Genomic DNA, 25452 nt, shown 5'->3' with positions numbered 1-25452 from the left:
AATGATTTTTACTAATTTCGTTCGTAAAGGAAGGAACGCTCATTGACCATTGAAATGAAGAATGAACAAGAAAAGGTTATTTTAGTCGGTTGTCAGCTACAAACAGAAGATGATGACCGCTTTCAATATTCCATGGATGAACTCATCTCTCTAACCGAAACGGCCAACGGAAAAGTTGTTGTCTCTCTTACGCAAAAAAGAGATCGCGTTCACTCAGCCACATACATTGGAAAGGGAAAGGTAGAAGAGCTTGTTCAGCTTGAAGAAGAGCTAGAGCCGGATCTTATTATCTTTAACGATGAACTATCCCCGAGCCAAATCCGCAATTTGTCTGCACAGCTAGACGCAAGAGTCATTGACCGCACACAGCTTATTCTAGACATTTTCGCACAGCGTGCACAAACAAAAGAAGGAAAGCTGCAGGTTGAACTAGCGCAGTTAGAATACCTGCTTCCACGACTAGTTGGTCAAGGAGCATCATTATCACGACTCGGCGGAGGAATTGGTACGAGGGGACCGGGTGAGACGAAGCTTGAGAGCGATCGTCGTCATATCCGCCGCAAAATTGACGACATTAAGCAACAGCTAAAAACTGTCGTCGAGCACCGCAACCGCTATCGTGAGCGCCGCAAGCGGAATCAGGCGTTACAAATTGCCATTGTTGGCTATACGAACGCTGGGAAATCCACGTTATTTAACCGTATGACGGAAGCGGGGATCTACGAAGAGAATCAGCTGTTCGCAACGCTTGATCCGACGACAAGACGTCTCGCGTTACCGTCAGGCTTTCAAGCGCTGATCACGGATACGGTAGGATTCATTCAAGACTTGCCGACAACACTCGTTGCATCATTCCGCTCAACGCTTGAAGAGGTACAGGAAGCAGACTTAATTTTACATGTCGTTGATTCCAGTAATCCAGATTACTACAACCACGAGCAAACGGTTCATGACCTGTTAAGAGAACTAGATGTATCAGGCATTCCGATGCTGACGGTTTATAATAAAAAAGATTTACAGCTTTCAGACTTCGTGCCGCACACAAACCGCTCTATGAACGTGAGTGCATTTGTAAAAGAAGACGTAAACGAACTTCTTGAAACGATTGAACGTTACGTAAGAGAAGAGATGAAGTACTACGAGCTGCACGTATCACCGAGTGAAGGAAAGCTTCTTGCCTCGTTGAAGCGCGATACGATTGTTGAAAAAATGACCTTTAACGAAGAAACGGATCTGTATGAATGCGCTGGCTATGCACCACAGCATCATCCAATTCACGTCGAAAAAAATAGTGAGAACGAGTAAGAAAGGAATTACAACATGCTAGAACAATTGCAACACGGACAGAAATTAGCACCACTTGTAGAAGAAGTAGAAAAACAAATCCGACCGATTCACGAACAGATCGATCGTAACATTGAAACGAATCAATATCGCGTATTAGAAAGCTTCCGTAAAAACCGTGTCAGTGATGCGCACTTTATTCCTTCAACAGGATACGGGTACGATGACATGGGAAGAGATACGCTTGAGACCGTATATGCAGATGTATTTGGAACGGAAGCGTGTATCGTTCGTCCGCAAATCATCTCAGGTACTCACGCCATCAGCATTGCTCTGTTCGGGGTACTTCGCCCTGGCGATGAGCTTGTCTATATTACAGGAAAACCATATGATACGCTTGAAGAAATTGTCGGCATTCGCGGTTCTGGCGTCGGATCGCTAAAAGAATTTCACATCGGTTATCAAACCGTCGATTTAACTCCGGAAGGGCAGGTAGACTTTGAAGCGGTCAAATCAACTATTTCAGAGAAAACGAAGATGGTTGGCATTCAGCGTTCAAAGGGCTACGGCGTTCGTCCGTCCTTTACAGTTGCTGAAATTAAGGAAATGATCGACTTTGTAAAAGGAGTTAATCCGGAGATTGTCGTGTTCGTTGATAACTGTTACGGTGAGTTTGTGGAGCTTCAAGAACCGAGTCATGTCGGAGCAGATCTCATTGCAGGGTCACTTATTAAAAACCCTGGTGGTGGTCTTGCGAAAATTGGCGGCTATGTAGCGGGACGTAAGGAACTTGTAGAAGCGTGCTCGTACCGTATGACTACTCCTGGTATTGGAGCAGAAGCAGGAGCATCATTGTACAGCTTGCTTGAAATGTACCAAGGCTTCTTCTTAGCGCCTCATGTTGTGGGTCAAGCGTTAAAAGGAGCGGTCTTTACGTCTGCATTGCTTGAAAAGCTCGGCATGAAAACTGAGCCAAAGTGGAATAGCACAAGAACGGACTTAATTCAGTCTGTGCAGTTTGACGATCCGAAATTAATGGTTGCGTTCTGTCAGGCGATTCAATATGCATCACCAATCAACTCACATGTGACGCCGTACCCAAACTATATGCCAGGTTATGAAGACGATGTAATTATGGCAGCAGGTACCTTTATTCAAGGTGCAAGCTTAGAACTAACGGCAGACGGTCCGATCCGACCACCTTATATCGCTTATGTGCAAGGTGGATTAACGTATTCACACGTCAAAGTTGCCGTATGCTGGGCGATTAATGACCTCATTGAGAAGAACTTTATTACCATTTGATAAATAGTGTGTAGAAGAGGCTTTTATGTCATAATAAAAATAAATTCTCCCCATTTATTTTTCATCCACTTCGCCCCTAAAAGGTGGTTTTAAGAAGGTCGGATGTATGGCATGACGTGCTTTTTTACCAAATGTTGACGTCATTTTGCCTATTTTACCTCGCTCAGTTTGGTATGACAGTAACCCTCAGCTACTGTCATATCAACGGTTTGAGGTCCTATTTTAATTCCATGTAAGAAAAACTAACATTTAGTTGACAGATAAACTAACATAGCATACAATAAAAATGTGTTAAGAAAAGGAGGAGCGAGATATGAGTGACAACATTCGACGTAATACTCCACTGTTTCCAATTAGCATTGTGATGCAGTTAACAGAGTTGTCCGCTCGTCAAATCCGTTATTACGAAGAACATGATCTAGTAACGCCTGCTCGAACAGAAGGAAAAAGACGTCTTTATTCATTCAACGATATTGATAAACTATTAGAAATTCGTGATTTGATTGAACAAGGCGTGAACCTTGCAGGAATTAAAGAACTTTTTAAAGTGAAAGAAAATGAAACAAAGCATGCGCCAAACGAGCCTGTAACCGTAAAAAAACCGGATCTTTCAGACGAAGAGCTGCGTAAAATTCTTCGTACGGAATTGATGCAAGCCGGACGTTTTAATCGTGCAGCACTTAATCAAGGTGACATGTCGCGTTTCTTTCATTAAGAACATTTCGTTTTAGGTATTTGCGTGCTTCACTAAAGAAGTAGCTTATATATACTTTTCTATTTATGTTTAGGGGAGGATTCATGATGGCAAAATTTACAAAAGAAGATATCGTATCAAAAGTACAGGAAGAGAACGTAAAGTATATTCGACTACAGTTTACGGATATTTTAGGGACAATTAAAAACGTTGAAATTCCAGTAAGCCAATTAGAAAAAGCGTTAGACAACAAAATGATGTTTGACGGCTCTTCAATCGAAGGTTTCGTTCGTATCGAAGAATCTGATATGTACTTATATCCAGATCTTGATACATTCGTTATTTTCCCTTGGACGCCAGAAAAAGGAAAAGTAGCTCGTTTCATCTGTGATATTTACAATCCAGACGGAACACCATTTGATGGAGACCCACGCAACAACTTAAAACGTGTTTTAAAAGAGATGGAAGAACTAGGATTCACAGACTTTAACCTTGGGCCTGAGCCAGAATTTTTCTTATTCAAGCTTGATGAAAAAGGTGAACCTACATTAGAACTTAACGACAAAGGTGGTTACTTCGACCTTGCCCCTACTGACCTTGGCGAAAACTGCCGTCGTGACATCGTTCTTGAGCTAGAAGAAATGGGCTTTGAAATTGAAGCATCTCACCATGAGGTAGCTCCTGGTCAACATGAGATCGACTTCAAATATGCAAGTGCTCTAAAAGCTTGTGACGATATTCAAACATTTAAATTAGTGGTTAAAACAATCGCTCGTAAGCATGGTCTTCATGCAACGTTCATGCCAAAACCATTATTCGGTGTAAATGGATCTGGAATGCACTGTAACCTTTCTTTATTTAAAGAAGGCGTTAACGCATTCTACGATACAAAAGGTGAGTTAGAGTTAAGTGAAACGGCACGTCAGTTCATCGCTGGTATCGTGAAAAACGCAACTAGCTTCACAGCTGTTACAAACCCAACAGTTAACTCTTACAAACGTCTAGTACCAGGATACGAAGCTCCTTGTTACGTAGCATGGTCTGCACGTAACCGTAGCCCATTAATCCGTATCCCAGCTTCTCGCGGCGTAAGTACACGTGTTGAAGTACGTAGCGTAGACCCAGCTGCTAACCCTTACTTAGCAATGGCTGTTCTACTTGCTGCTGGTCTTGACGGAATCAAAAACAAATTGGAAGCTCCAAAACCAATTGACCGTAACATCTATGTAATGTCGAAAGAAGAGCGCGAAGCTGAAGGAATCGTTGATTTACCAGCTACACTTGCTCAAGCATTAGTAGAGTTCAAAAAGAACGAAGTAATGGTTGGTGCACTTGGCGAGCACATCACAGAACATTTCTTAGAAGCAAAAGAAATCGAGTGGGATATGTTCCGCACACAAGTTCATCCTTGGGAACGCGACCAATACATGAGCATGTATTAATAGAAATAGCCCTTGACGCTGTAGGCGTTGAGGGCTTTTTTTGTTTAAATTAATAATTATTTCTGTGTAACTCAATAGTTTTTAAGGTTGCCTATAGAATAATTAATTTTTTATTTTTTGTTCATCTTTTTTGAAATTGGATGAAGTTCATTATTGTTGAAAAATAACAAGCATCTTTTTGGAATTATTTTGATAAAACAAAAAGGAGAGTATGAACATAAGTTATTCATTAAAGTCTAAATTGACCGGCATACTTGGCAATATACTTATTTTCTTGGAGAGATCGTTCATATCTACTTACCCAAATCTTTCCCATCCACATTAGTTGAACACCTAACAAAATCAATGAACTCTCATCAGGTATATCTGTAACAAATGAATAAGTACGCCAATCCGTTGTGGCTTTAATACCGTCTTCATGTAAGTTATTAAATGCTATCAGATCAACGTATAAATCATTAACTAGAAGCCATACTTTACACCTTGATATTTACTCTATTTTCAAATATAAAGACACTTTTATTCATCTATTATCTTCTTTCAAGATCAAGTTTAGAGTGGTGATGCAAAAGCGTTTCTTACCCCTATTTTAACAAGTTTTCCCCATGATTTTTTGATCAATCTGGCTAATGTCAAAATCTTTTTTAGAAATGTCTTCGCATACATAGAAATGAAGCCATCAAATTCCTAAACATTATCAGAATTCGATGGCTTCAAAGATATTCAAATGCTTGTCTTAAAAGTAAGGAATAACTCTTACTTTTAAACGTGTTTTATTAAATCTCAATTCTTTGGCTCTTTTTAAGAACGAGTGCAAGAAGTACGATCAGTGTAAAAAAACCTATGGCATACTGCAGAAATGTCAGTGGGTTTGAGCCGACCATAACTGGATAAAAGTATCCTGGAAAGTTTTCAATAACGTTTGAAAGGACTGTGTTATGGCTGCTCTCTAATACATTTCCTAAAATGTTATGGAAGAATAGCAATGACGCTGTTAAAATCCCATAGACGGCACCACTTCTGAAGCCAAATAGTAATAAGATATATCCGAACAAGAAAAACGTTAATACTAGCAGAAAAACGTTAGCAGAAAATCCTAGAATGAAGGAAGGCTTTAATTCTCCAGGAACTCCAAGTTGTTTGGTAATTAAAAGTAGGACAATACCAATGGCTGCATAGATCAAACTGACAACTAGTGCGATGACAACATTGGCTAATACATAGTTTTTTCTATTTTGTTTTGAGTTGTTAATCAATGAGATGGTCTTTGATGAATAATCTCTGTTTACAAAATACAGGGGGTGTAAGACAGCGGTGAGCATTCCTAACATACAGTAAAAGTTTGAGACATGTTTAATGGTAAACTCTGTTTTTCCTGAGAGAATGAAGTAACTAATAAGCAGTGCTGGTCCTAAGGCAGCTATAATTCCTATGAACAAGTAGCCTTTCTTTAACAGTTCACTTAAGTTGTAACTAACATAATTTTTAATATCAATTACCATGATATCCACCTCCAAGTTTACTCATATACACATTACGAAGCGTTCTCTTTTCTGTAGTAAAATCAATTAATTTTATATCCAATTGATTTAAAAATTGAAAAACATCAGCATTTTCTGCCTCTGTTTCAACTTCAACTGTGTTTTCACTAGAATAAATAATTGTTCCGAATTCTTGATGATGGATGAATTTTGCTAATTCGATAGGGGTATTAAAAACTAATTTTAGTATGTGGTGACGTTGATTATTAACTTGTTGTTCGTCAACAATATTGCCTTTTTCTAAAAATAAGACACGATTACAAACGTTTTCGATATCTTCTAGCTTATGACTAGAGATTAAAATGCCTACGTTTCGTTCTCTAGCCATCTTTTTTAATTGCTCCAACACCTCAAGAGATGTTTCAATATCCATACCGTTTGTTGGCTCATCTAACACAACGTAATTGGGGTTATTTAATAAACTAATTACAATCCCCAATTTCTGTTTCATCCCTAAGGAGTATTGCTTTACTTTTTTATTCAATACATCAAATAATTGCAGCCCTTTTAGCAACTGCTCATATTCACTCATTTCAAATTTATTGCCGTAAATCCTAGAGAAATAGGATAAATGCGCTAACCCCGTCTTATTACTAAATAGTTTGGGTTCCTCAATCAAGTATCCGACACGATGATTATCTTTAACAGATCCATCAAATTCCTGAATAGTTTGAGAGATTATTTTCATAAGCGTACTTTTTCCAGCACCGTTATTCCCAATTAAACCCACAATTTCCCCTTGCTTAAAATTAAAAGATAGTTTATTTAAAGCTACAGTTCCTTTGTATTTCTTAGTAATTGAGTTAATTAACATGTTCTAATCCTCCTGAGTAGGGCAGTTGTTTTAGAAGCCCTTTTTATATTGAACAGCTAGATATACTCCAGAAACCAAGAATGCTAAAGAATATTTGAACAAAAGAAAAATTTGCCACATATATCCCTTTGGGAAAATCAAGTCGAATAAAACAAAACCACCTAACATGATAAAGGCACTTTTTAAATATATTGGACTTGTTCTTTCGTCTGTTTCCCCGATCTTGTTTCGAAGCACAAATAGTAGGATTGCTCCTACTAGAAGCAAAACAAAACCACTAACAATAAGCATGTTCCAATTTCCATTTGATTTTTCCGCCCAGATCTTCAAAGGGGAAAAAATAGTATTTGATATTGATTCAGACGTCATGTTGATCAATTCCTTTCACGTAGGTAAAAATATCATTCACATCAACTTTGAAGAAATTGGCAATACGAAAAGCTAATAGCGATGAAGGGACATAATTTCCCTTCTCCATGACCAAAATCGTTTGCTTGGAAACACCAACTTCTTTTGCCAAATCTAGCTGAGTCATTTTGGCAAGAACTCGATATTCGTAAACTTTATTTGATATGGAATCGCCAAAATCCTTCTTCATAACCCTCACCTCACAAGCCGATTATAAATCAAACTTTTCTAAAGGTAAAGTAAACTTTGCATTTTTCTAATATTAGTATCCTTATATTCGGAAAATTCCGTTGACGGGGTGGTTTTGTGAGTGGTAAAAATTAGTAGAGCAATACTTTTGCTACTTTATGGAAAACGAGGGGATCGTAATGAAAAATGAAGTGAGTAAGCAAGAACAAGTTACTTGGTTTGAAGAGGTTGTAGATCAGCAATTTGATGATGACGTATTTGGAGCTTGTACGACAAACACATTTTCTCTTAGTGATTACTGGGGGAATAAGGGTGGCTGGTGTACAGCAACTCATGAATGTATGTCATGGTGTAAATAATTCTTGAAATAGTTTAATTGAATGTAAATGGATTTTAAAAACTTTTATATTGAAGAGGAGAATGGATATGAATAACAAAACGAATGCTCTTAATAAATCAGAAAAAGAATTAGAACTTGGCAAATACTTAGAATCAGATATGATCGCATTAACTGAGGACGATGTTGCTGGAGGAATTACACCAACGATTGTTATTACAGCAGTTACGGGTTACATTTCAACTAATACTTGTCCAACTACTTCTTGTACACGCGCTTGCTAATAAAGGGGAGATAATTTTATGATTACCTACAAAAAACAGTTTTATCCAGAGTTGGAACAGTCAGATTTCGACGAGCATATTGCACCACTTTTACATTATATTGATGAGCTGTCTGTGCATTCTCAAGATAATCTTAGTAATGTGGATACTTTCAAGTCCCAGGAATTTTACCCTTTTCATAACCCTTGTAGGATGATCGCGAAAAATGCCTGGGAGAAAGTATGGGACCCGAAGATAGACCAGTACCTTTTGGATTCTAAATCATTTAAACATGCTATCTGTGAGTTATTCTCACAGGTAGCTTTCTCATACTTAATCAGGTCTTTTGCGGAACATATTAAGACGTTACCTAAGCAGTCTATGAGTTCAAAAGAAATTTATGACTATTATACTCAACAATTAATGACGACCAAATTCAAGGAATTTGCAGACGCTTATTCTATTGGTTGGGGAAGATGCAATCATTTATTAGAGAACAGAGCGTTAGCCGTTAAAAATGCTATTTTATTAACTCAACAGCATCGCTCTGAAATAGAGACAAAACTTAACATTTCGTCCACGAGCCGAATTGTGTCTGTGGAGTCAGGTGGAGATACACATAATAACGGAACGTCAGTAGCAATTATTACGTTTGAACAAGGTGAAAAAATTGTATTCAAGCCACGTTCCGTATCTGGAGAGCTAGGGTACACGAATTTTATTCAAGAAATTAACACATTCATTTCCCCTAAAATGCCTTCTCTGACCGTCATTCACTGCGGAGATTACGGCTTTACAGAATTTGTAGAAATGAACGAAGAAAAGACAGACATGTTTCAGGCAGGAAGACTAGCATGCTTAATGTTTTTGTTAAATGCCACAGACATGCATTACAGCAATATACTGTGGACGGATGAGGGGCCACTTCCAATTGATCTGGAAACTCTATTCCATCCATCTAGGATTAGAAAGGGAATTCTAGAGTCTAAAAAAAGCGCTTATTACGCATTAGAAAAATCCGTATATGGGACAGGCATCCTTCCAATATCATTAGGCACTAAAGCAGGTCAAGGTTCTGTTGATGTTGGATTTACTGGCATTCGAAACGAAAAAAGCGTGAGTCCATTCAAAACTTTTGATATAAAAGATGGTTTCTCCTCGGATATACGGGTGGTTTGGAAGAAGCAAAACATTGATAATACACTATCAAATGACCCAGAATTTGAAGCATATATACATGAAAGATGTGACCAAATTATTGGTGGCTTCTCTGAATTTTTCATGCAAATTCATCCACAAAAGCATCTGTTTATTGAAGCAGCTAGAAAAGCATTCAGCAAGGTCAAATTCCGTTATATACATAATATGACATACAGGTATGAACAAATTTTGCGTATCTTATCTGATGCAGAACCTTCCAGAGATATAAATACCGCACATACTTTATTGTCGCGTACTGGAATTCTTAGTTTGACGAGTGATACAAACTTGGTTCTATCTGAATGCAGCCAACTTTGGAATGGTGACATACCGTATTTTTCCGTTAACTTTCAAGGAACAGAGGTTCTTTCTGGAGATGAGGTCGTTTCTCACATTCCAACAAGTCCTGAATCACAATTTGTGTCTAAGATGGAACAACTTACAGAGAAAGATTTGACTGTACAAACGAACCTAATAAGACTAGCTTTTGTTGCTAAGTTAGCTGATCCGCATGCAGATGGGAAGTTAAATTTGGATGAGTCAGTATTGATTAATGAAGAAACGAACAAGTTTGAGAAGCTGCATACCGTAAAAGATTACGATGATAAAAAACATAAGGAGATCATTTCATGGTTTTCTAAATCCATTAGTGAATCTGTTTTGGATGATCGATATGAACATTTACCAAAGACTTGGGTTGGTCCTGTTGCAAAATTCGGGGGTCAAGGATGGACACCTGGAGTGTTAGGGTACGACTTGTATAATGGACGAGTTGGTCCTGCACTGGCGCTAGCAGTTTCAGGTAAGCTTCTATCAGACCATGATGCGATAACAGCTTCCAATGATATCTTTGAAAAATCATCCAAAATTTTTGAGGATAAAAGTTTTGAACTTAGAAATGTCCTTCTTTCTGGAATTGGTGGATTTTCTGGAGTTTCAGGTCTTCTATGGACGTTATTTGCAGCAGGAAATTACGTTGGGAACGAAAGATGGAAAGAGGTTGCTGCCGATGCGTGGCCACTATTGCACCGTCATCTAGATGCACCGGATCATAATTTTTTCGATATGATTACGGGCAAAAGTAGTTCAATTGTGATGAGATACCGAACGCAAGAAGAGTTTAAAGTAAACGACGACATTATGAGCAGCATTCTGTCGATGGCCTATAAAAAAATGAATGCTAGTGATACTGAAGTAACGTCAGGATTAACTCACGGTTATGGTCAATTACTTTGGTTCTTTGCATTAGTCAATCAAAGACAGAAAACCAGTGAGTTAAAGAGAGTAGTAGAGGACATTGATTTGTTAATTCGCAATAAGTACACAAACAATGATGGAATTATTGAGATCTATAAAGATGGTGGAAATATGAATGTCTCATCATCTTGGTGTAACGGTTTAGCAGGGCTATTAATTGCCTATTACGAAGCATACAAATCAAACATTCTTCCGAAAGAATCTGTTCTAAATGTAATTGATCAGTTAAGAAGAATTCCGGTCTCACGTGTTCCAGTACTTTGCCATGGAAGTTTGGGAATAGTAGAGGCGCTTCAATACGTGAGTGAGTCATTTCCAGAAGAAACTTCTGACATTCTTCTAGGGATGCAAACGACTTTCTGCTCTCCAGAATATATTTTCAGCTACTATAAAAATGGAAAAGGCCGATATCCTCTAAGCCCGGGATTAATGGCAGGGAAAGCTGGAGCACTATTACACCTTTGCAAATCGCTTGATCCTACCATTAAAACTTCTCCTTTAACGTTTGGTAGTTGACGTGAAGGTATGTGAAAAATGAAAAAAATAAAACTCAAGCCAACTTTACAATTAGCACAAGCTGAATGTGGGCTATGTTGTGTCAGAACAATTCTGGAGGCTTATGATTATCAAATATCCATTACAGAACTAAGGCAAATACAAGAGCCAGGACGAGATGGTTTAGGTTTACAGAAGTTAAAAGAGCTATTTTCTCATTTCGGAATGGAAGCGAAAACATACCGAATAAAAGATCCGCAAGCCTTCACAGTAATGGACTTTCCCATCATTGCCTTTTGGAAAGGGTATCACTTCGTTTGTATTGAGTCCTATAGTGAACACGAAGTAATTATTATGGATCCTTCTATAGGTCGTGTAACTATTCCTCACTCAGAGTTTCTAGAAAATCTTGAAGAATATGTATTGGTGGCTAAACCTGGAGTAGATTTTGAAAAACGTAGCACTAGCAAGCTTTCTCAGTGGAAAAAGGAATACATTTGGCCATCTAATATGATAAATCTTTACGTGAAAATTGCTCTGTTAAGCATTTTGTTAGTGGGAATGACATTAGCCATTCCCTTGTTTACACAGCGTTTAATTGATAAGGGACTTAATGATGTTACTTCATTTGCTACTATACTTGGGGCTCTCGTAGCAGCAATGTTTGTTATGATAGCCCTTAATTATCTCAGAACATTTGTCTCAATAAAGATCATTTATCGCTTTAGCTGGCATCTTATTGGCGGTGCATTCACACGTGTTTTATCGCTGGGAGCCAAGTATTTTACTGTAAGGGCTCCTGGGGAAATTATCTATCGACTTAACTCTCTTACAAGAATACAGCATGTTTTAGGATCCACCCTGGTCCAGGCATGCTTGGACTTCATAAGTAGTATAGCCATATTAGGATATATTTTTTGGATATCACCGTTACTTGGGACAATTGTATTTTCATTTATCCTAGCAACTTTTGTTTTTCTAGTAATTGGTCAATCTTATGTAAATGCTGCTACTGACAAGGAATTACATGAGGGGACCAATGCACAGAGCATACAGTTAGATGCTGTGGTTTCCATCAACAGTGTGAAACTAGGTGGGTATGTTCAATCTTATATTAATGACTGGAAAGAGCGCTTTAAAAGATACCTGAATGCTACCAACAATAGAATGCGCATCCAACAAGGAATAATAGGATCAATATTATCTGGAATACAAGTATTTGCACCGCTAATTATTCTTGTTAGCAGTATATATATGGCGGAATTAGGTTTCTTGACTCTTGGTCAAGCAATTGCAGTTCAATCCATTGTATCTTTATTGTTTGTCTATATGAATTCAATCTTCACAACAGCATCAGAAATTATGGTAGCAATGCGGTATATCGTCTTAGCTGAGGACATATTTGAATATCCAACAGAACACTCTGTTGGACACTCACATGAAATGGAATCAGGATCAGTATCTATAAATAACCTTAGCTTTAGTTATACTTCGGATGATGTTCCTGCCATTAAAGATATTAACTTAGATATTTCCGATGGAGAAACGATTGCTCTTGTTGGTTTATCAGGATCTGGTAAAACGACACTCGGTAAAGTGATAAGTAGTTTATTTGAGTCTACTAGCGGTTCGATATATTTCGGAGGAATGGAGTATCATGAATACAACCTTGATATCCTACGAAAATCGATTAGCTATATTCCTCAGGAAGCACATTTGCACAATCGAACAATAATGGAGAATCTTAAACTGGGGTGTCAACGAACAGAAAGAGAAATACGAGAATTTTGTAATTCATTAGGGTTTCTAGATTTCATTGGAAAGTTTCCGATGGGGTATAACACCGTGATTTCAGAAACAGGAGCAAACCTATCTGGAGGACAACGCCAGCGTATTCATATCGCGCGAATTTTGCTCCAAACACCTAAATTGCTCGTGATGGATGAAGCAACTTCATCGCTGGATAATATCTCACAAACCATTGTGTATGAGGCATTATCGAGTATTAACTGTACAAAAGTTGTGATAGCACATCGACTTGCAACGATTCTAAATGCTGATCGCATTGTCGTACTTGAAAATGGATGCATTGTAGAAGTTGGATCTCATGAAGAATTAATAAATCAAGGTGGCTTATATGCAGAACTGTTTAGTGCAGAGCTTAAAAAGGAGAGTTTGGAATGCAGTTAGTAGCGGAGAAACTTGTGTATGCTGTGGAAAATTTATTTGCTGATGAAATAAACCAAACGAAAGATAAAGTAAAAGAACACCTATCTAAACAAAATTGGGTGGCTCATGCAGAAATAGCATCTATGGATTGTTTACATACATTGCTGCAATATCATGTGTGGAGACTATGTCATAAAACGTTTGTATATGAATTTCACAAATATCGAGAAAGCTTGTCTTATCCAGCAGATCCGTCATCTTCAAAGATATTTAATCAATATGTTAGTTCGATCGACAAAGAAATCATAAGTAAGTGGTTCGGAAAATATGATTTTCTGCAAAAAATGATTACACAATCCGTAAAAAATACATGTTCTTTCATTGAAAGCGTATCGAAACACTTTAGCAACGATGCTGCTTTACTCTTGTCAAAAGGTTTGATTAAATCAGGGGAAAAGTTGCAGTCTATAACACCACTTGAATCAGATCCTCATAACGGGTCAAAAGTGAATCTTTGCTTGGAGTTTGAATCATCAATTAAGCTGCTCTATAAGCCTCGCTCTTTAGAGGTGGACGTTTTAATAGATAATTTATTTTCAGAAACGTTAAAATTTGATGCTCTGCAAGGTCATTCTCCGGTTCCTAGAACCATTAATCGAGACAAGTACGGTTGGCAGGAGTTTGTGCAACATACATCGATAAATCATCTAGAGACTAGTGATGCTTATTATAATTTGGGTTTATGTGCGGCCGTGTTTAGCTGCCTTGGAGCAACAGATTTACATGATGAGAATATTATTTTTAATGGTACATTCCCTTATTTTGTTGATTTAGAAACAAGTCTGCAGCCCAAATACCATGATGGTCATGGTCATTCTCTTCCGGAACTAATGCAGGGAAGGATCATGCGCTCGATTGCTAACACATCGATTATTCCAGCTAAACAATTAACACTTCCACATGAAATATTAATCGGTGCAATTAATACACCGTATCCACAAGAAACAAACGAAATGGTTTTTACATTAAAAAATGCAGGTACAGATGCAATAGATATAGCCAAAGAAAAGATTACGGTTAAGCGAACAACTGTCCCGATTACCCTAGTCGGTAATCAGGCGCCTGATCCACTTCCATTTCAAAAAGATTTTCTTAACGGTTACTCAGATGGATATGTAAAGGTAATGGATAAACGAGAACAAATTTGTTCAACATTAACTCATATTGAATGTTTAGTTAGGGTGGTTATTAGACCTACATCTCAGTATTACTTTATGTTGGATGCCTGTTTGTTTCCAGAAAATCTAATTGATGAAACTACAATTAATAAAGTCTTACATTATTTAAAACCGCCTAAGCTAGTTCGAGATTCCGAAATAGCTAAAAAGACCTTGGAGGAAGAAATTCGGTCGATAAAAGCTGGAGATATTCCGCATTTTTCGATAAAAGCAAATGATAAGCGTTTATATTCCATGGACTTTGTTTCAAATGACATATTTGATATGTCACCCGCAAATAACGCAATAACGATGTTACAGGAGCTTTCAGAGGAAAAACTAATACATGATCAGCGCATAATTGCAGAAGGCTATTCTGAAATTAGAATACATGAATCTAAGTACAAAAACATGGAGGACTTAGGCTATCAATCACCGCTTTTTTCAAATGCCTTACAAAAAGTGACCAAAGATAATCCTGATTCTTTAGCAGAGTTAATACAGTCTTTAGCTATTACGACTAGAGGAGATAATGCTGAAACTGGATGGATTGGAGGGGTTTATGGAAATATTCCAATCTCTTATGATTCTATTTCTTTAATATCGCTTCATGACACAGGAGGCATTTTATTTCTTTTAGAGCACATGAAAGAGTACACGCAATCATCCAAAGAGTACATCCAGCTTCTAAATCAGGCTAACAAAGGACTAAGTTCTCTTCGTCACGCATTTTCCGTGCAATTAGAATCTGCGCCAAAGTCTATTATATCAGGTGCAAGTTCGTTGGATTTTGTATTTAGTCATCACTTAAATAGAGCGGAAGAAATAGAAGATGTAGCAACGGAACTTTTATTAGGAGATCCAGCAATTGGAGATGTGTTTATTGGTCTAACAGGTTTCGGGCTTATATTAGCATCCTTTTCTAATACACCAAATGAGATATTAAGAGACTTAGAATCCAAGATCTTTAGAGAAAGCCCCTCTGCAATGTTACCTAATGATGGAATAGCACATGGGAATTTAGGAACGATTTGGTCACAATTTAGGTTATCTTATGCTTTAAGGAACATGGAAAGATGTCATCAATTGTTAGAGCAGGCCCTACAAATATCCTTTCCTAATTCTGCAGGTTGGTGTAACGGAAATGCCGGGTTGTTAATGGTTCTCGCTGAAATGGCAAGTTCATTAAACCAACCAATAGATGTATATGATGTAGCAAAAAGATCCACTCAGCTATCTAAAGATAAACCTGTAGATTTATCAATATGTCACGGGGCTGCAGGAGTACTTCAATCTCTACTGTTTGCCTATCAGGCTCTAGGAGACTCATGGTATCTTTCACTTGCAAATCAGTATTGGGAAGGCGCTTTAAATTTAGCTAAGACAAATGGATTTTATACCGGGGAAAAGAATAGAGATTACCTTTTGGGATACTTCCTTGGGTGGAGTGGAGTAGCTGATTCAGCCCTTATGTTAAAGATGTATAACAACAACGTTTCTACATGGTTCCCACTCAATCTTAGTTCTGTTTCGTATCAACAAAACCATACGCACAAGCTTCATTACCCCAATAGAAATTTGGAGGAAATGTCAAAGTAAAGTATGAAATTATAAAAAAGCTCCTTTGGTACCATGGTTCATTATCGAAGGAGTGTGTATACATATATGCAGGGGATAGACAAATGAACGGATGTTAAAGGGACTTATAAAAAAATTTAGGTGTAGTGGGGAGAAGATCAAATGCGCTCATTAGTAGCAATTAACCCTAATAAAAAGGAATCAATAGAATATACAGAATTAGGAACTGTTAGGTTTGGAGAAGTAAATATACTGTTTGGTGCGATTGACTGTGATCAACCTACTTTTGATACTAAAAGTGACAAAAACAACGAATATGTCTTGGTACGCGTCACAGCATTTTCATGCAATTATCGCGATAAAGCATTATTAGTTGAAAACTACAATTCGATTATTCGATCTGACCGATTATTCGTCCCATTTGGGTCAGAATTTAGCGCAGAAGTTGTTGCTGTTGGTAAGGGTGTAGATGAGTTTGAAATTGGTGATGGTGTAATATCTGATTGTTCATACCCTTATAGCGGAAAAGAAGGGGTTTTACCTGGTGTAGCTACAAATTTTGCATCAATGGGTTGGTTGCGCCTTCATAAGAAAAAGCTCATTAAAAAACCAAATACTTTAACTGAAAGTGAAGGTGCTTGTTTTTCTCTAGGTGCTCAAACTGCAGCAGGAATGATCAGGCGGTCTGGGATTCTTGAGAATGGTGGAAATCCTTTAGTGTTAAGCGCACGTTCAAATACCTCACTCTTTATTATTAAACAATTGCTCTCCTATGGAGTTACTCCACTGTGTTTATCAACATCAGGTTGGAACGAAGAAGAAATACAGGCAATACAACCTAGTCGCGTTATGTCTTTGAGTAGCGCACTTAATAATGAAGGGAATTGTATGAGCGATCAACAAATTACACATGTTTTTGATCCGTTTTTTGATATGAATATTGGCTATGCGTTACATTTCTTACAAACAGGCGGAACCTATATTACTTGTGGGATAAGAGATCAACATCCATTGTTATCGAATGAAACTCCAAAGGATGCCGAGGCTACGGTCAGAGGAGCATTGGAAATGAGCATCGTGAAAAATGTTGCTATTTTGGGAAATTGCCTAGGTTCACGGGAAGATCTAGAAGGGGCCATTCAATTGCAAACTAAGAGTGAAATGGGAATAATTATTGATGAAGAATATAGAATAGAACAAGGTGTAGAATTCATACAGCGTTCTTTTTTTGATTCTGCACGATTTGGAAAATGTGTTCTACTATATTCAAACTAACATTCAGGAGGAGAGAGTTATCATGTCCACAACAAAATGGCTTTTACTAATTTTTTTCTCTGCATTTATTGGTACAATGGCAAATCGAATCACGGAAAGTATAAACATCTGGTTATCTAGAGGTATAGGTTGTCTGGTGGCTGTAATCGTGGCCATTCTTCTATATAGGTACTTTAATAAAAGATAAAGTGAGTCATTTCTGAATAAATACTTCCTGTAAAAATTGATAAGCTAATGAGGTAGACGTGATGGAGTTGAAACGGTGTGCTCATTTTTCTTATATAACCTACATAGATAAAGCTATTTAAAGCAAGTACAAAAAGTTAATGGGTGGAGAAGATAATTCCTTACAGTTTTACGCTACGTATTTTTAAAATAAAAATACGTTTTTTTTTATTACCTCATGTTACCTATAATTATTTCTGCAAAATTAACAGCAATCATTACGATGTAGAAAATGATTGCTGCTATGGGATGATCTCTACCTGTTAAATTGGTGGTTTAATCTTTCACTTAACAATGTGTTGACTTCATGAATTTTATTTGTAATTACCGATAAAAGCTCGTAATCGCTCACCTTTAGTTCAAAAATATCTTGAGACTTTGTTAACCATATTAATGATTCGTTATATTTTTCTAACTTCTCGTAATTTATGCCTATTTGAAAAAACAATTCACCAAGATCAGCAATAGATTCCATGTTTTTACTGTATTTTATCCCTTCTTGACAATATTCAATAGATTCTTCGTAGTAGCCTTGAATAGTAAAAACCTTTGACAGATTGTAATAAACTTTTGGTAACAAAGGTGAAAGGGACACAACATAAGGCGAGAGTTTTTTATTTGTAGCTAAAATGATCTTAAAAGTTTCAACAGATTCTTCTAATAATTTTTCTTGTGCATATAAAATACCTTGGCTATTGAGTATTTTAGCATCTTGATATGAAAAGACAAGATTGCTAGAAGCACTCAACGCTTCTTTTAAAAGGTCCATTGCTAGTACAAAGTTGTTATTTAAATAATACTGACATACACCTTCGGCCCATAAAAAGAACTGCTTGACTTTTCCATTTTTACTAGACACATTTTCTTTTTCATATTCAATCATCTCTAATGCTTGTTTGTAATTATTAGACTCAATAAGCTTTATCAATTTGGATTCAACTTCCACAAAGTGGTCAAACTTAGGGTATTCGGACATAAGTAATAAACCATCTAATGTAATCCCCAATTTCTCGGCTATCTGCTTCAGTAAAATAGAGTTGGGAATATTATTTCCACTCTCTATTTGACTTATTAGGGATTGTGTACATACTCCTTCGGAGAGTTCCTTTTGTGAGATACCTGAAGAAACCCTTAAACCTTTAATAGTACTTCCAATGGCAATATCAACATAGGGATCCATTTTGAACACCTCATATCAAAGACTTTTATGATACACATATTTTACCACACTTCATTTCCATTGATGTGAAATATATGTAAAATATCTATTGTGAAGACGATCGATCATATAAGGATTTTAATATTAATAGTTGGAAGAAATATGGTTAAAATATGGTATATTTTACTTAAGGATTAGCTGCATTGATTAGACACCTTTACGTTAATTAAAACCATAATTATTGAAGGGGCGATATTAATTGAAAAAGCTATTAGTATGTACGAACTTGTTATTGGGATTGGTGATTTTTGGTGTAGTAGACAACAGTTACAGCAAGGCTCATGAAGTAAGCACAGCTTCTACTTTTCATGAGGTAGCGTTAGGAGTAGATTTAAATGGTTCTATAACCTTACTAGGAGACGACGAACTTCCGTTTAAGCATTAATTTGTATTGTGTTTGGATAGATTATCCCCATATTACATAGTAGGAAATTTAGGTGAGATCTTTCCTAAGTACAAACGGGAGTAAGAAAGAAATATTGCTAGATATAACTCAATAGCCTTTGAACGTGAGGTTAAATAATAGATTTCTCAATGAGGCTTTAAGGTATTTTAACTAGCCTTCTGATAATAACCATCTCCCTAATAGGGGAGATGGTTATTTATTGTGAATTCGGTAATGATGCACAGAATAATTCGTCTAATATACCAACAATGATCTACCTACACCCTTGCTACATAGCTATTAACTTCTTGCCAATACTCTTCTTGTGTTTCAGGAACTCTTGCCCAGTCTTTGTCAGGATAATTAACTTGAACATCTAAAAATAGCTGTCTGTTAAGAAAGTGAGGATCAACGGTACAACCTTTTAATTTGTTTAGTGGGGAAAGGAAAAGGTAACCATCAAACAGATCTTTTAAACGAAAATCGGAGTAACCTGTTGAATAATAGCTATCATCTTTTAATTCTCCCATCACTGTATCTATTAGATCAAAGCCCATTGGAACGACGTGATCAAATTCAGTTATTAATTCTTCAATCTGGCCGTTTGCAGGGGATCGATCTTCAATAAGACTTTCTTTATCTGAAAATCGCTGATGCAATAGAATAGAAAAAACATGGCTAGGATATTTTTGATAAATTAAGTTACCTAAAAAGCCATCATTGAAACGAATAAAGTTAGAAGCTGTTTCATCATATTGAGGATAGTGATACCTTGTTAATGCATGTATGGTTCCAGTAAGAATTAATATGCGCTCATTTTTATCCATTATTTCCTTTTCGATGAGGTGAAAGCGATATTTTTCTATATTCCCCTTGTGGAAAATCTTTGAGCAACTTTGTGGTGTGCGAACGCCCGAGAACTCTTTCCAATTGTACTTATAACTTAAATTGAGAATTCGAAATTTCTGAGCACCTTTTCCAACCTTCGAGTTTAGCTCCCATGCAGCGCGGTACAACTCCCAATATTCTTTATAAGGCCATTTTACGTTATAATTAAAAATTAGCTTTTTTGCTAACTCTTCATCAAAGGTTTCCCCCGTTATCAGTTCATCTAACGCATCTTGATCTTCGCTCGCGCCGAATTCCATTCCTAAATGATAAATACCAGCATTATATAATGCTGGAATCATTTTATTTACAAAATCTAAATTCTGCTTCACGGCATGTCTTTCTGCTAATAAGACAATAGGATATTTTTTGCACTTTTTGATTACGTATTTTTCTGGAGATAACAGGTTTTCCTTTAAATGGTTCATTAATTGTGATTTCATTTCCATCCCCCTTGTAATAAGTTATTCTACTCGCGTTTACCAGCAGTTAATATTCTATTTCTTACATGTCTTGAGTCACAGGGTTTCATAAGAACACCCAGAATTGTACTAGAGAATGCAGGTTTAAGTAGACCGAAATTTACTGCTAAAAAAGTCGTTATATTAATCCATTCAAAAGATAAATAGCGGTTCCCCAGATAAAAAGGGCGGAGCATGTATTAAATATCTTCATTAAACCTCCTGTACCATCCATCTTTTTTATGATTATACCTACAAGAGTTAACCCAAAGAACCAAACCTAAGATACTGTGATACATGCGATTGTAAAAATAACGAGACAAGTTCTTTATATCGGTAGCGCATCCAACACGTTGAGACAGGGATTACGGATCGGATGGGTCGTTGTACCTGATCGATTAGCTGATATTAAAATGCAAACAGATTATGATATAGCGCCTTTTCTCAGGAAATCGTTGCATACTGGATATCATTCGGTTTATACGAAAAGCATTTGATCACACTTCGAAAGCAATCAAAATACAATTTACATAACCGAAAATCTATTCAATATTCCCTTCTGTTTCCTCCCTTAACGAAATGCCACTCTACATCTATATTTTCCCTGACGCGTTGAAGAAGTTGAAGGATTATGTCTGCTTCTTCATTTGAGAACCCAGATAGTGCAACTTTATTGGAATACTCACCCTCTCTTTTTAAAAATGAATAAACATTCTCACCCTTTTTAGTTGGAAAAAGCTTTTTTATCTTTTTATTAACATCATCATCTCTTTTTACTATAAAGCCTTGCATTTCAAGTTTTTTAACGGCCCGAGCTGCTGTTGTTCTGTCTACCTTGATCATTTCTGCTAATCTATCCTGTATAATTCCTGGATTTTCAACTATTCGTACTAAATATAAATATTGTCCTTTCGTGAGGTCATATTCTTTGAATTCAATATTACTAATAGAGTCCAATGCTCTTGCTATCATCCCGATTTCCCGTAGAATCTCCAATGATACATCCACCTTTCTTTCTTTTTTTTTGTTGTATTTACAACAAAAAAGATTTAGTTTATAATTTTTAAAAGTTGGTTTAATTATGACTGAATTGTCTACAAAAATAAATCCTAGAAAGGGCTGAAAAAATTGCTGGTAAAGAAAATCACTACTCAAAATGATTTAAGTATAGCGTTTAAAATAAGGACTCAAGTATTCGTGGAAGAGCAAGGCGTACCATTAGAAGATGAATTTGATGAGTTCGATAAGCTAGATACCCAGTGTGAGCACATATTGGTTTATTATAATGAAAAAATAGCTGGAACTGGTAGAATTAGAATTTTAAACGGGGTAGGTAAGTTAGAAAGAATTTGCATATTAAAATCCTATCGAAAATTTGGTTTGGGAAAAGAAATCATCAAATCACTTGAAGAAATTGCAAGAGAAGAGGAAGTAACATATGTGAAGTTACATGGACAAACTCAAGCAGAAGGGTTTTATCAAAAGCTAGGATATCAAGTTTCCTCAGATGTATTCGTGGAAGACGGAATTCCACATATTTTAATGTCAAAAAGCTTAGTTGACAAATGATACAATCATCACGAATCAACCAATATATAATCTATCTTTTAGGAATTGTAATCCTAGCTTTGGGCATTGCTTTAACCATACAATCAGATTTTGGAACTTCTCCATTTGATGCGCTTTTGGTGGGATTGTCTTTGAATGTCGGTCTTACTGTAGGAGCCTGGGAAATTATCATAGCTCTCATAATGATATGCTGCAATGCTTTACTACAGAAAAAAAGGCCTGAAGTTTTCGGCTTATTGACTGCATTTATAACAGGCATTTGTATTGATAGTTGGCTGTTTTTACTTCATAGCTTGGCATTTGAGCTATGGTTTTATAAAATTGGTTGTTTTGGGTGCGGGTTGGTTATAGCGATGTTAGGGACGTCTATTTATCTCCAAACGAACCTTGCACCTATTCCTATTGACCGTTTAATGATAATTTTAAAAAGATTGACTAGAACAAATATATTATTTTCGCGGACGCTCATTAACTTTTTCTTCATTTTTATGGCCCTAGTTTTTAATGGACCTATATCCGTAGGAACTTTAATGACTGTCTGCTTTGGAGGCATTATATTAAATTTCTTTATGCCATATAGTGCAAGACTAGTAACCATATTGAACACAACTAACAAAAGAAAATATAAATTGAATAAAAACCATTCTATTTAGAAGGATTTTACTGTTTATTTAGAAAGTACACTTAATGGAGAGAATAAAGGAGACTAGAGAGTGTATGAGTACGCACGAGTAAAGAAGAGGTGTACGATCGAAGACATACTTTTGATTATCCAATTTCTTGATCAGTTGTTAAATAATCTATATAAAATTACAACTACTATAAAATAAACCTCTCAGCAATATCCTTTAAGGGAAGTACTAGTTCTCCTTAATTATTCCGAATATTAAATCTATTAAGACGTGATCAACAGAAGCTATGATACAATTAGTTTAACTATATTTACTGGAATTTTCGACTTTTATTACTCTCTTCCTCTGTTAAAAATGATGAGAAGGAATATGATTCTCTCTTTTATTGAAGAAAAATTTAAAGTCCTGTGTTTATACAATACAGTAGAGATTAGTTACATATTTCAAAAAGATGGATAGGATGATTTAAAGGTCTGCTGTTTAAAAGGCAGCGATAGCATACAACTCATCTTCTTGGGGAGCAAAAGAATAGATTACTATGATGACCTCAAAAAATCCTCAGTAGCCATAAATGAACTTATAAATAAAAGTTGAATATAATAAAAACGAAAAGTGAAAAAGGCCACCTTATCTGTGTCCTCTTTCACTTTTTTTATGGCTTTCTTTTCATGTCTTTCACTATTTCCCAAACTCTAATGAATAAAGAAGTGTTATTGTTTTTTCTTTTCTAAACAATTCTTGCTTTTTAATCCAAAAGATGGATATTATATTTGTAACAAGAAAAATTTTTACTATCTAATTAAGAGGTGAGTTTGAATGAAAGTAAAGAGTTTTATAGTCGGTTTTGGGTCTTTTACAATATCAACAGCCTTCCTGTACTTGCTTGGTTCTATTTTTACTATTCCGTTATTAATGTTTCAATACGAATACACAAATAATGAAAGGGAATTTTTTCTTTCAGTAGGGGCGCTAACTCCGATCATAATTGGATTAGTAGTAAGTTTTATTGCCGAGAAGATTTATAGACGTAATTACCGACAAAAACTTGGTTGATTTATGCCGAGTTTTTTTATGTTTTTAGATTAATAACAATTGTGTAATGTACTTGCTGACTATCATTCATAAGTATCTTTCACCAATATTTTAGAGGGGCGTACTTGCTCGTTTAATCCGGTAAAGTTGAAAAAATATTTGGGGAGACGGGGAAGGGAAACGTTGGAGTAAAGATTAATTTCTTTCAAACAAGAAGTTACAGGGGGAGATAAGATGACTCAAATTAAACACATTGGGCGTTTTTGTCAGACTGATGATCATGGATTTATTATGAACGACTCAAGTACTGCAAACATTAACAATGAATTTCAACAGGTTGTTGATGCAGTTTTAGAAACATATAGACTTTACTTAGGGAATGAGCTACATAGTGTATATGTTAGAGGATCCATTCCACGTGGATTAGGAATTGTGAATGTTTCAGACATAGACACAATAGCCATCCTCAATAAAAGAGTGGAAGACATTGATTTAGGATGGAGAGACAAGGTTGAACAAGAATTAAACGATAAGTATAAATGTGTCAAAGGAGTAGAACTTAGCTTCTATTACATTGACGATATTTTACAGACCAATCGATTTTCAATTATTCCTTTTATGGTTAAAACGCACAGTATTTGTGTGTATGGAGACGATTTAAGCGTTCGCTTACCTCATTATAAAGTAGATAAAACACTCGGGAACGAACATTTATTTCACCTAAAAGATCAAATCACGCTTGCCAGAAAAGACCTTTATGATAATGAGGATCGTAACGACATTTTAGATTGCTGCGGGTGGATTATGAAAATTATCGTTAGAGCAGGTCTTGCCCTTGTGATAGAAGAAGAAAACAAATATACAAGAGATTTATTCCCAGCATATCAATTGTTCTCTCATTATTATCCCGAGCATGATTCTGAAATGAAACAAGCCGTTCAGTACGCCATTGACCCAATAAGTGATACATATAAAATCATGCGTTTCTTAAATCAATTTGGGGATTGGATGATCAATGAGGCTGAAAAGTGGTTACAGATTCATAATCCTCAAAAAATAGCTAAGATGGAAATCGAAAAAATCGCGCAATAAAAACTCAATTGTATTTTACGTGAAGAATGAATGGAAACATTGAGGGCATTGATCCTTGAACAGGTAGATAAAATAGGGAGTATAGGATGTTAGCGGTGATGCAGCATCTAGTAGTAATTAATGATGAATGTACACAGAAGAAGAACCTTTAATAGCTGATTATTCTAGAGACGCTAAACTGACAGAATCTAACCTATCTGAATGCTAGCTTTTTTTTATTTGTTCCATTTTTAAACGTTGTTGGTAGAGGGATAAGAGAATAGGAAAGAGAGGATCTTCCCACTTGTATCATACCTAATCCATTTCAAACCGTATTTTCGGTGGTATTGCGGTCAAAAATGATTTATTGAATGGTCTTCCTTGGATTGGGGATTCTGCTCTTGGGGCTTCTGTTTTTGTAATTGTTATTGACAACGTTCTAACTAAACTATCGTTTGCTTAACGATGTCGCCTTTTGTCATCATTCCATTATCCTCCGCCT

General features: G+C 36.3%; 21 protein-coding genes and 2 pseudogenes. 15 read left to right on the top strand and 8 right to left on the bottom strand.

The annotated features are described in order from the left end of the window. The first annotated feature begins 54 nt into the window (after nt 1-54). The 4 genes from hflX (at nt 55) to glnA (ending at nt 4725) form a co-directional block, all read left to right on the top strand. A complete protein-coding gene (gene hflX, locus AMD01_RS11820) occupies nt 55-1305 on the top strand; it encodes a GTPase HflX (protein ID WP_053401770.1) in 1251 nt (416 codons plus the stop codon). Between the two features lie 15 nt (nt 1306-1320). Beyond that, nucleotides 1321-2589, top strand: coding sequence for a methionine gamma-lyase family protein (locus AMD01_RS11815; protein ID WP_053401604.1), 1269 nt, complete (start codon nt 1321-1323; stop codon nt 2587-2589). Nucleotides 2590-2902: 313 nt separating this feature from the next. Beyond that, nucleotides 2903-3304: a MerR family transcriptional regulator gene (locus tag AMD01_RS11810; protein WP_053401603.1), complete on the top strand. Its 402-nt coding sequence runs from the start codon at nt 2903-2905 to the stop codon at nt 3302-3304. 86 nt (nt 3305-3390) lie between these two features. Next, nucleotides 3391-4725 carry a type I glutamate--ammonia ligase gene (gene glnA / locus AMD01_RS11805; protein ID WP_053401602.1) on the top strand — a complete coding sequence of 445 codons (1335 nt, stop codon included), beginning with the start codon at nt 3391-3393 and terminating at the stop codon, nt 4723-4725. Between the two features lie 776 nt (nt 4726-5501). Here glnA and AMD01_RS11800 read toward each other — a convergent pair. Genes AMD01_RS11800 through AMD01_RS11785 form a run of 4 tightly spaced genes read right to left on the bottom strand, consistent with a single transcriptional unit; the run spans nt 5502 to nt 7678 of the window. After that, on the bottom strand, nt 5502-6227 hold the full coding sequence (locus AMD01_RS11800) for a hypothetical protein (RefSeq protein WP_053401601.1): 726 nt from the start codon (nt 6225-6227) through the stop codon (nt 5502-5504). Continuing rightward, complete coding sequence (locus AMD01_RS11795) at nt 6217-7080, bottom strand: ABC transporter ATP-binding protein (protein WP_053401600.1); 864 nt, start codon at nt 7078-7080, stop codon at nt 6217-6219. The genes AMD01_RS11800 and AMD01_RS11795 overlap by 11 nt, the downstream gene beginning before the upstream one ends. 30 nt (nt 7081-7110) lie before the next feature. Beyond that, nucleotides 7111-7449, bottom strand: coding sequence for a hypothetical protein (locus tag AMD01_RS11790; RefSeq protein WP_053401599.1), 339 nt, complete (start codon nt 7447-7449; stop codon nt 7111-7113). Continuing rightward, nucleotides 7439-7678, bottom strand: coding sequence for a helix-turn-helix transcriptional regulator (locus AMD01_RS11785; protein ID WP_053401598.1), 240 nt, complete (start codon nt 7676-7678; stop codon nt 7439-7441). The genes AMD01_RS11790 and AMD01_RS11785 overlap by 11 nt, the downstream gene beginning before the upstream one ends. A gap of 157 nt (nt 7679-7835) precedes the next feature. Between AMD01_RS11785 and AMD01_RS11780 the strand changes: the two genes are divergently transcribed. The 6 genes from AMD01_RS11780 (at nt 7836) to AMD01_RS11755 (ending at nt 17468) form a co-directional block, all read left to right on the top strand. Continuing rightward, the gene (locus tag AMD01_RS11780; protein ID WP_211263393.1) at nt 7836-8036 is read left to right on the top strand and encodes a plantaricin C family lantibiotic; all 201 of its coding nucleotides are present in this window, start codon (nt 7836-7838) and stop codon (nt 8034-8036) included. A 49-nt stretch (nt 8037-8085) separates the two neighbouring features. Next, nucleotides 8086-8298, top strand: coding sequence for a class II lanthipeptide, LchA2/BrtA2 family (locus AMD01_RS11775; protein ID WP_281176869.1), 213 nt, complete (start codon nt 8086-8088; stop codon nt 8296-8298). An 18-nt stretch (nt 8299-8316) separates the two neighbouring features. Continuing rightward, nucleotides 8317-11250, top strand: a complete 2934-nt coding sequence (gene lanM / locus AMD01_RS11770) for a type 2 lanthipeptide synthetase LanM (protein ID WP_053401595.1) — start codon at nt 8317-8319, stop codon at nt 11248-11250. Between the two features lie 18 nt (nt 11251-11268). Then, nucleotides 11269-13419: a peptidase domain-containing ABC transporter gene (locus AMD01_RS11765; protein WP_053401594.1), complete on the top strand. Its 2151-nt coding sequence runs from the start codon at nt 11269-11271 to the stop codon at nt 13417-13419. Then, entirely contained in the window at nt 13410-16214 is a 2805-nt protein-coding gene (gene lanM / locus AMD01_RS11760; protein WP_053401593.1) for a type 2 lanthipeptide synthetase LanM, read from the top strand. Before AMD01_RS11765 ends, lanM (AMD01_RS11760) begins: the two co-directional genes overlap by 10 nt. A 141-nt stretch (nt 16215-16355) precedes the next feature. Continuing rightward, on the top strand, nt 16356-17468 hold the full coding sequence (locus AMD01_RS11755) for an alcohol dehydrogenase catalytic domain-containing protein (protein WP_053401592.1): 1113 nt from the start codon (nt 16356-16358) through the stop codon (nt 17466-17468). A gap of 481 nt (nt 17469-17949) precedes the next feature. Here AMD01_RS11755 and AMD01_RS11750 read toward each other — a convergent pair whose 3' ends face one another. Next, nucleotides 17950-18873: a helix-turn-helix domain-containing protein gene (locus tag AMD01_RS11750; protein ID WP_053401591.1), complete on the bottom strand. Its 924-nt coding sequence runs from the start codon at nt 18871-18873 to the stop codon at nt 17950-17952. A 238-nt stretch (nt 18874-19111) separates the two neighbouring features. Here AMD01_RS11750 and AMD01_RS11745 point away from each other — a divergent pair, with 238 nt between their 5' ends. After that, the gene (locus AMD01_RS11745; RefSeq protein ID WP_053401590.1) at nt 19112-19297 is read left to right on the top strand and encodes a hypothetical protein; all 186 of its coding nucleotides are present in this window, start codon (nt 19112-19114) and stop codon (nt 19295-19297) included. A 278-nt stretch (nt 19298-19575) separates the two neighbouring features. Here the strand turns inward: AMD01_RS11745 and AMD01_RS11740 are convergent, their stop codons facing one another. Together AMD01_RS11740 and AMD01_RS25030 are read right to left on the bottom strand one after the other, a co-directional pair. Then, nucleotides 19576-20628 (bottom strand): ChaN family lipoprotein, encoded by a 1053-nt coding sequence (locus tag AMD01_RS11740; RefSeq protein WP_053401589.1) that lies wholly within the window; start codon nt 20626-20628, stop codon nt 19576-19578. Nucleotides 20629-20785: 157 nt separating this feature from the next. Then, a pseudogene (locus AMD01_RS25030) lies at nt 20786-20962 on the bottom strand (LysE/ArgO family amino acid transporter); the annotation flags it as partial. Between the two features lie 4 nt (nt 20963-20966). Here AMD01_RS25030 and AMD01_RS24495 point away from each other — a divergent pair. Continuing rightward, nucleotides 20967-21166 (top strand): annotated as a pseudogene (locus tag AMD01_RS24495) (PLP-dependent aminotransferase family protein); the annotation flags it as partial. 26 nt (nt 21167-21192) lie between these two features. Here AMD01_RS24495 and AMD01_RS11735 read toward each other — a convergent pair. Then, the gene (locus AMD01_RS11735) at nt 21193-21618 is read right to left on the bottom strand and encodes a MarR family winged helix-turn-helix transcriptional regulator (RefSeq protein ID WP_053401769.1); all 426 of its coding nucleotides are present in this window, start codon (nt 21616-21618) and stop codon (nt 21193-21195) included. 156 nt (nt 21619-21774) lie between these two features. Between AMD01_RS11735 and AMD01_RS11730 the strand changes: the two genes are divergently transcribed. The 3 genes from AMD01_RS11730 to AMD01_RS11715 all read left to right on the top strand — a co-directional run bounded on the left by AMD01_RS11730 (nt 21775) and on the right by AMD01_RS11715 (nt 24971). Further along, nucleotides 21775-22215 carry a GNAT family N-acetyltransferase gene (locus tag AMD01_RS11730; protein WP_053401588.1) on the top strand — a complete coding sequence of 147 codons (441 nt, stop codon included), beginning with the start codon at nt 21775-21777 and terminating at the stop codon, nt 22213-22215. Beyond that, a complete protein-coding gene (locus tag AMD01_RS11725; protein ID WP_053401587.1) occupies nt 22212-22868 on the top strand; it encodes a YczE/YyaS/YitT family protein in 657 nt (218 codons plus the stop codon). Before AMD01_RS11730 ends, AMD01_RS11725 begins: the two co-directional genes overlap by 4 nt. Nucleotides 22869-24113: 1245 nt before the next feature. Beyond that, nucleotides 24114-24971 (top strand): hypothetical protein, encoded by an 858-nt coding sequence (locus tag AMD01_RS11715; RefSeq protein WP_053401585.1) that lies wholly within the window; start codon nt 24114-24116, stop codon nt 24969-24971. Nucleotides 24972-25452: the final 481 nt, after the last annotated feature.

It is taken from the genome of Priestia koreensis, assembly GCF_001274935.1.
Lineage (GTDB): Bacteria > Bacillota > Bacilli > Bacillales > Bacillaceae_H > Bacillus_AG > Bacillus_AG koreensis.
Note: the sequence above shows the minus strand (reverse complement) of the source record. Positions and strands in the feature narration are given on the sequence as shown.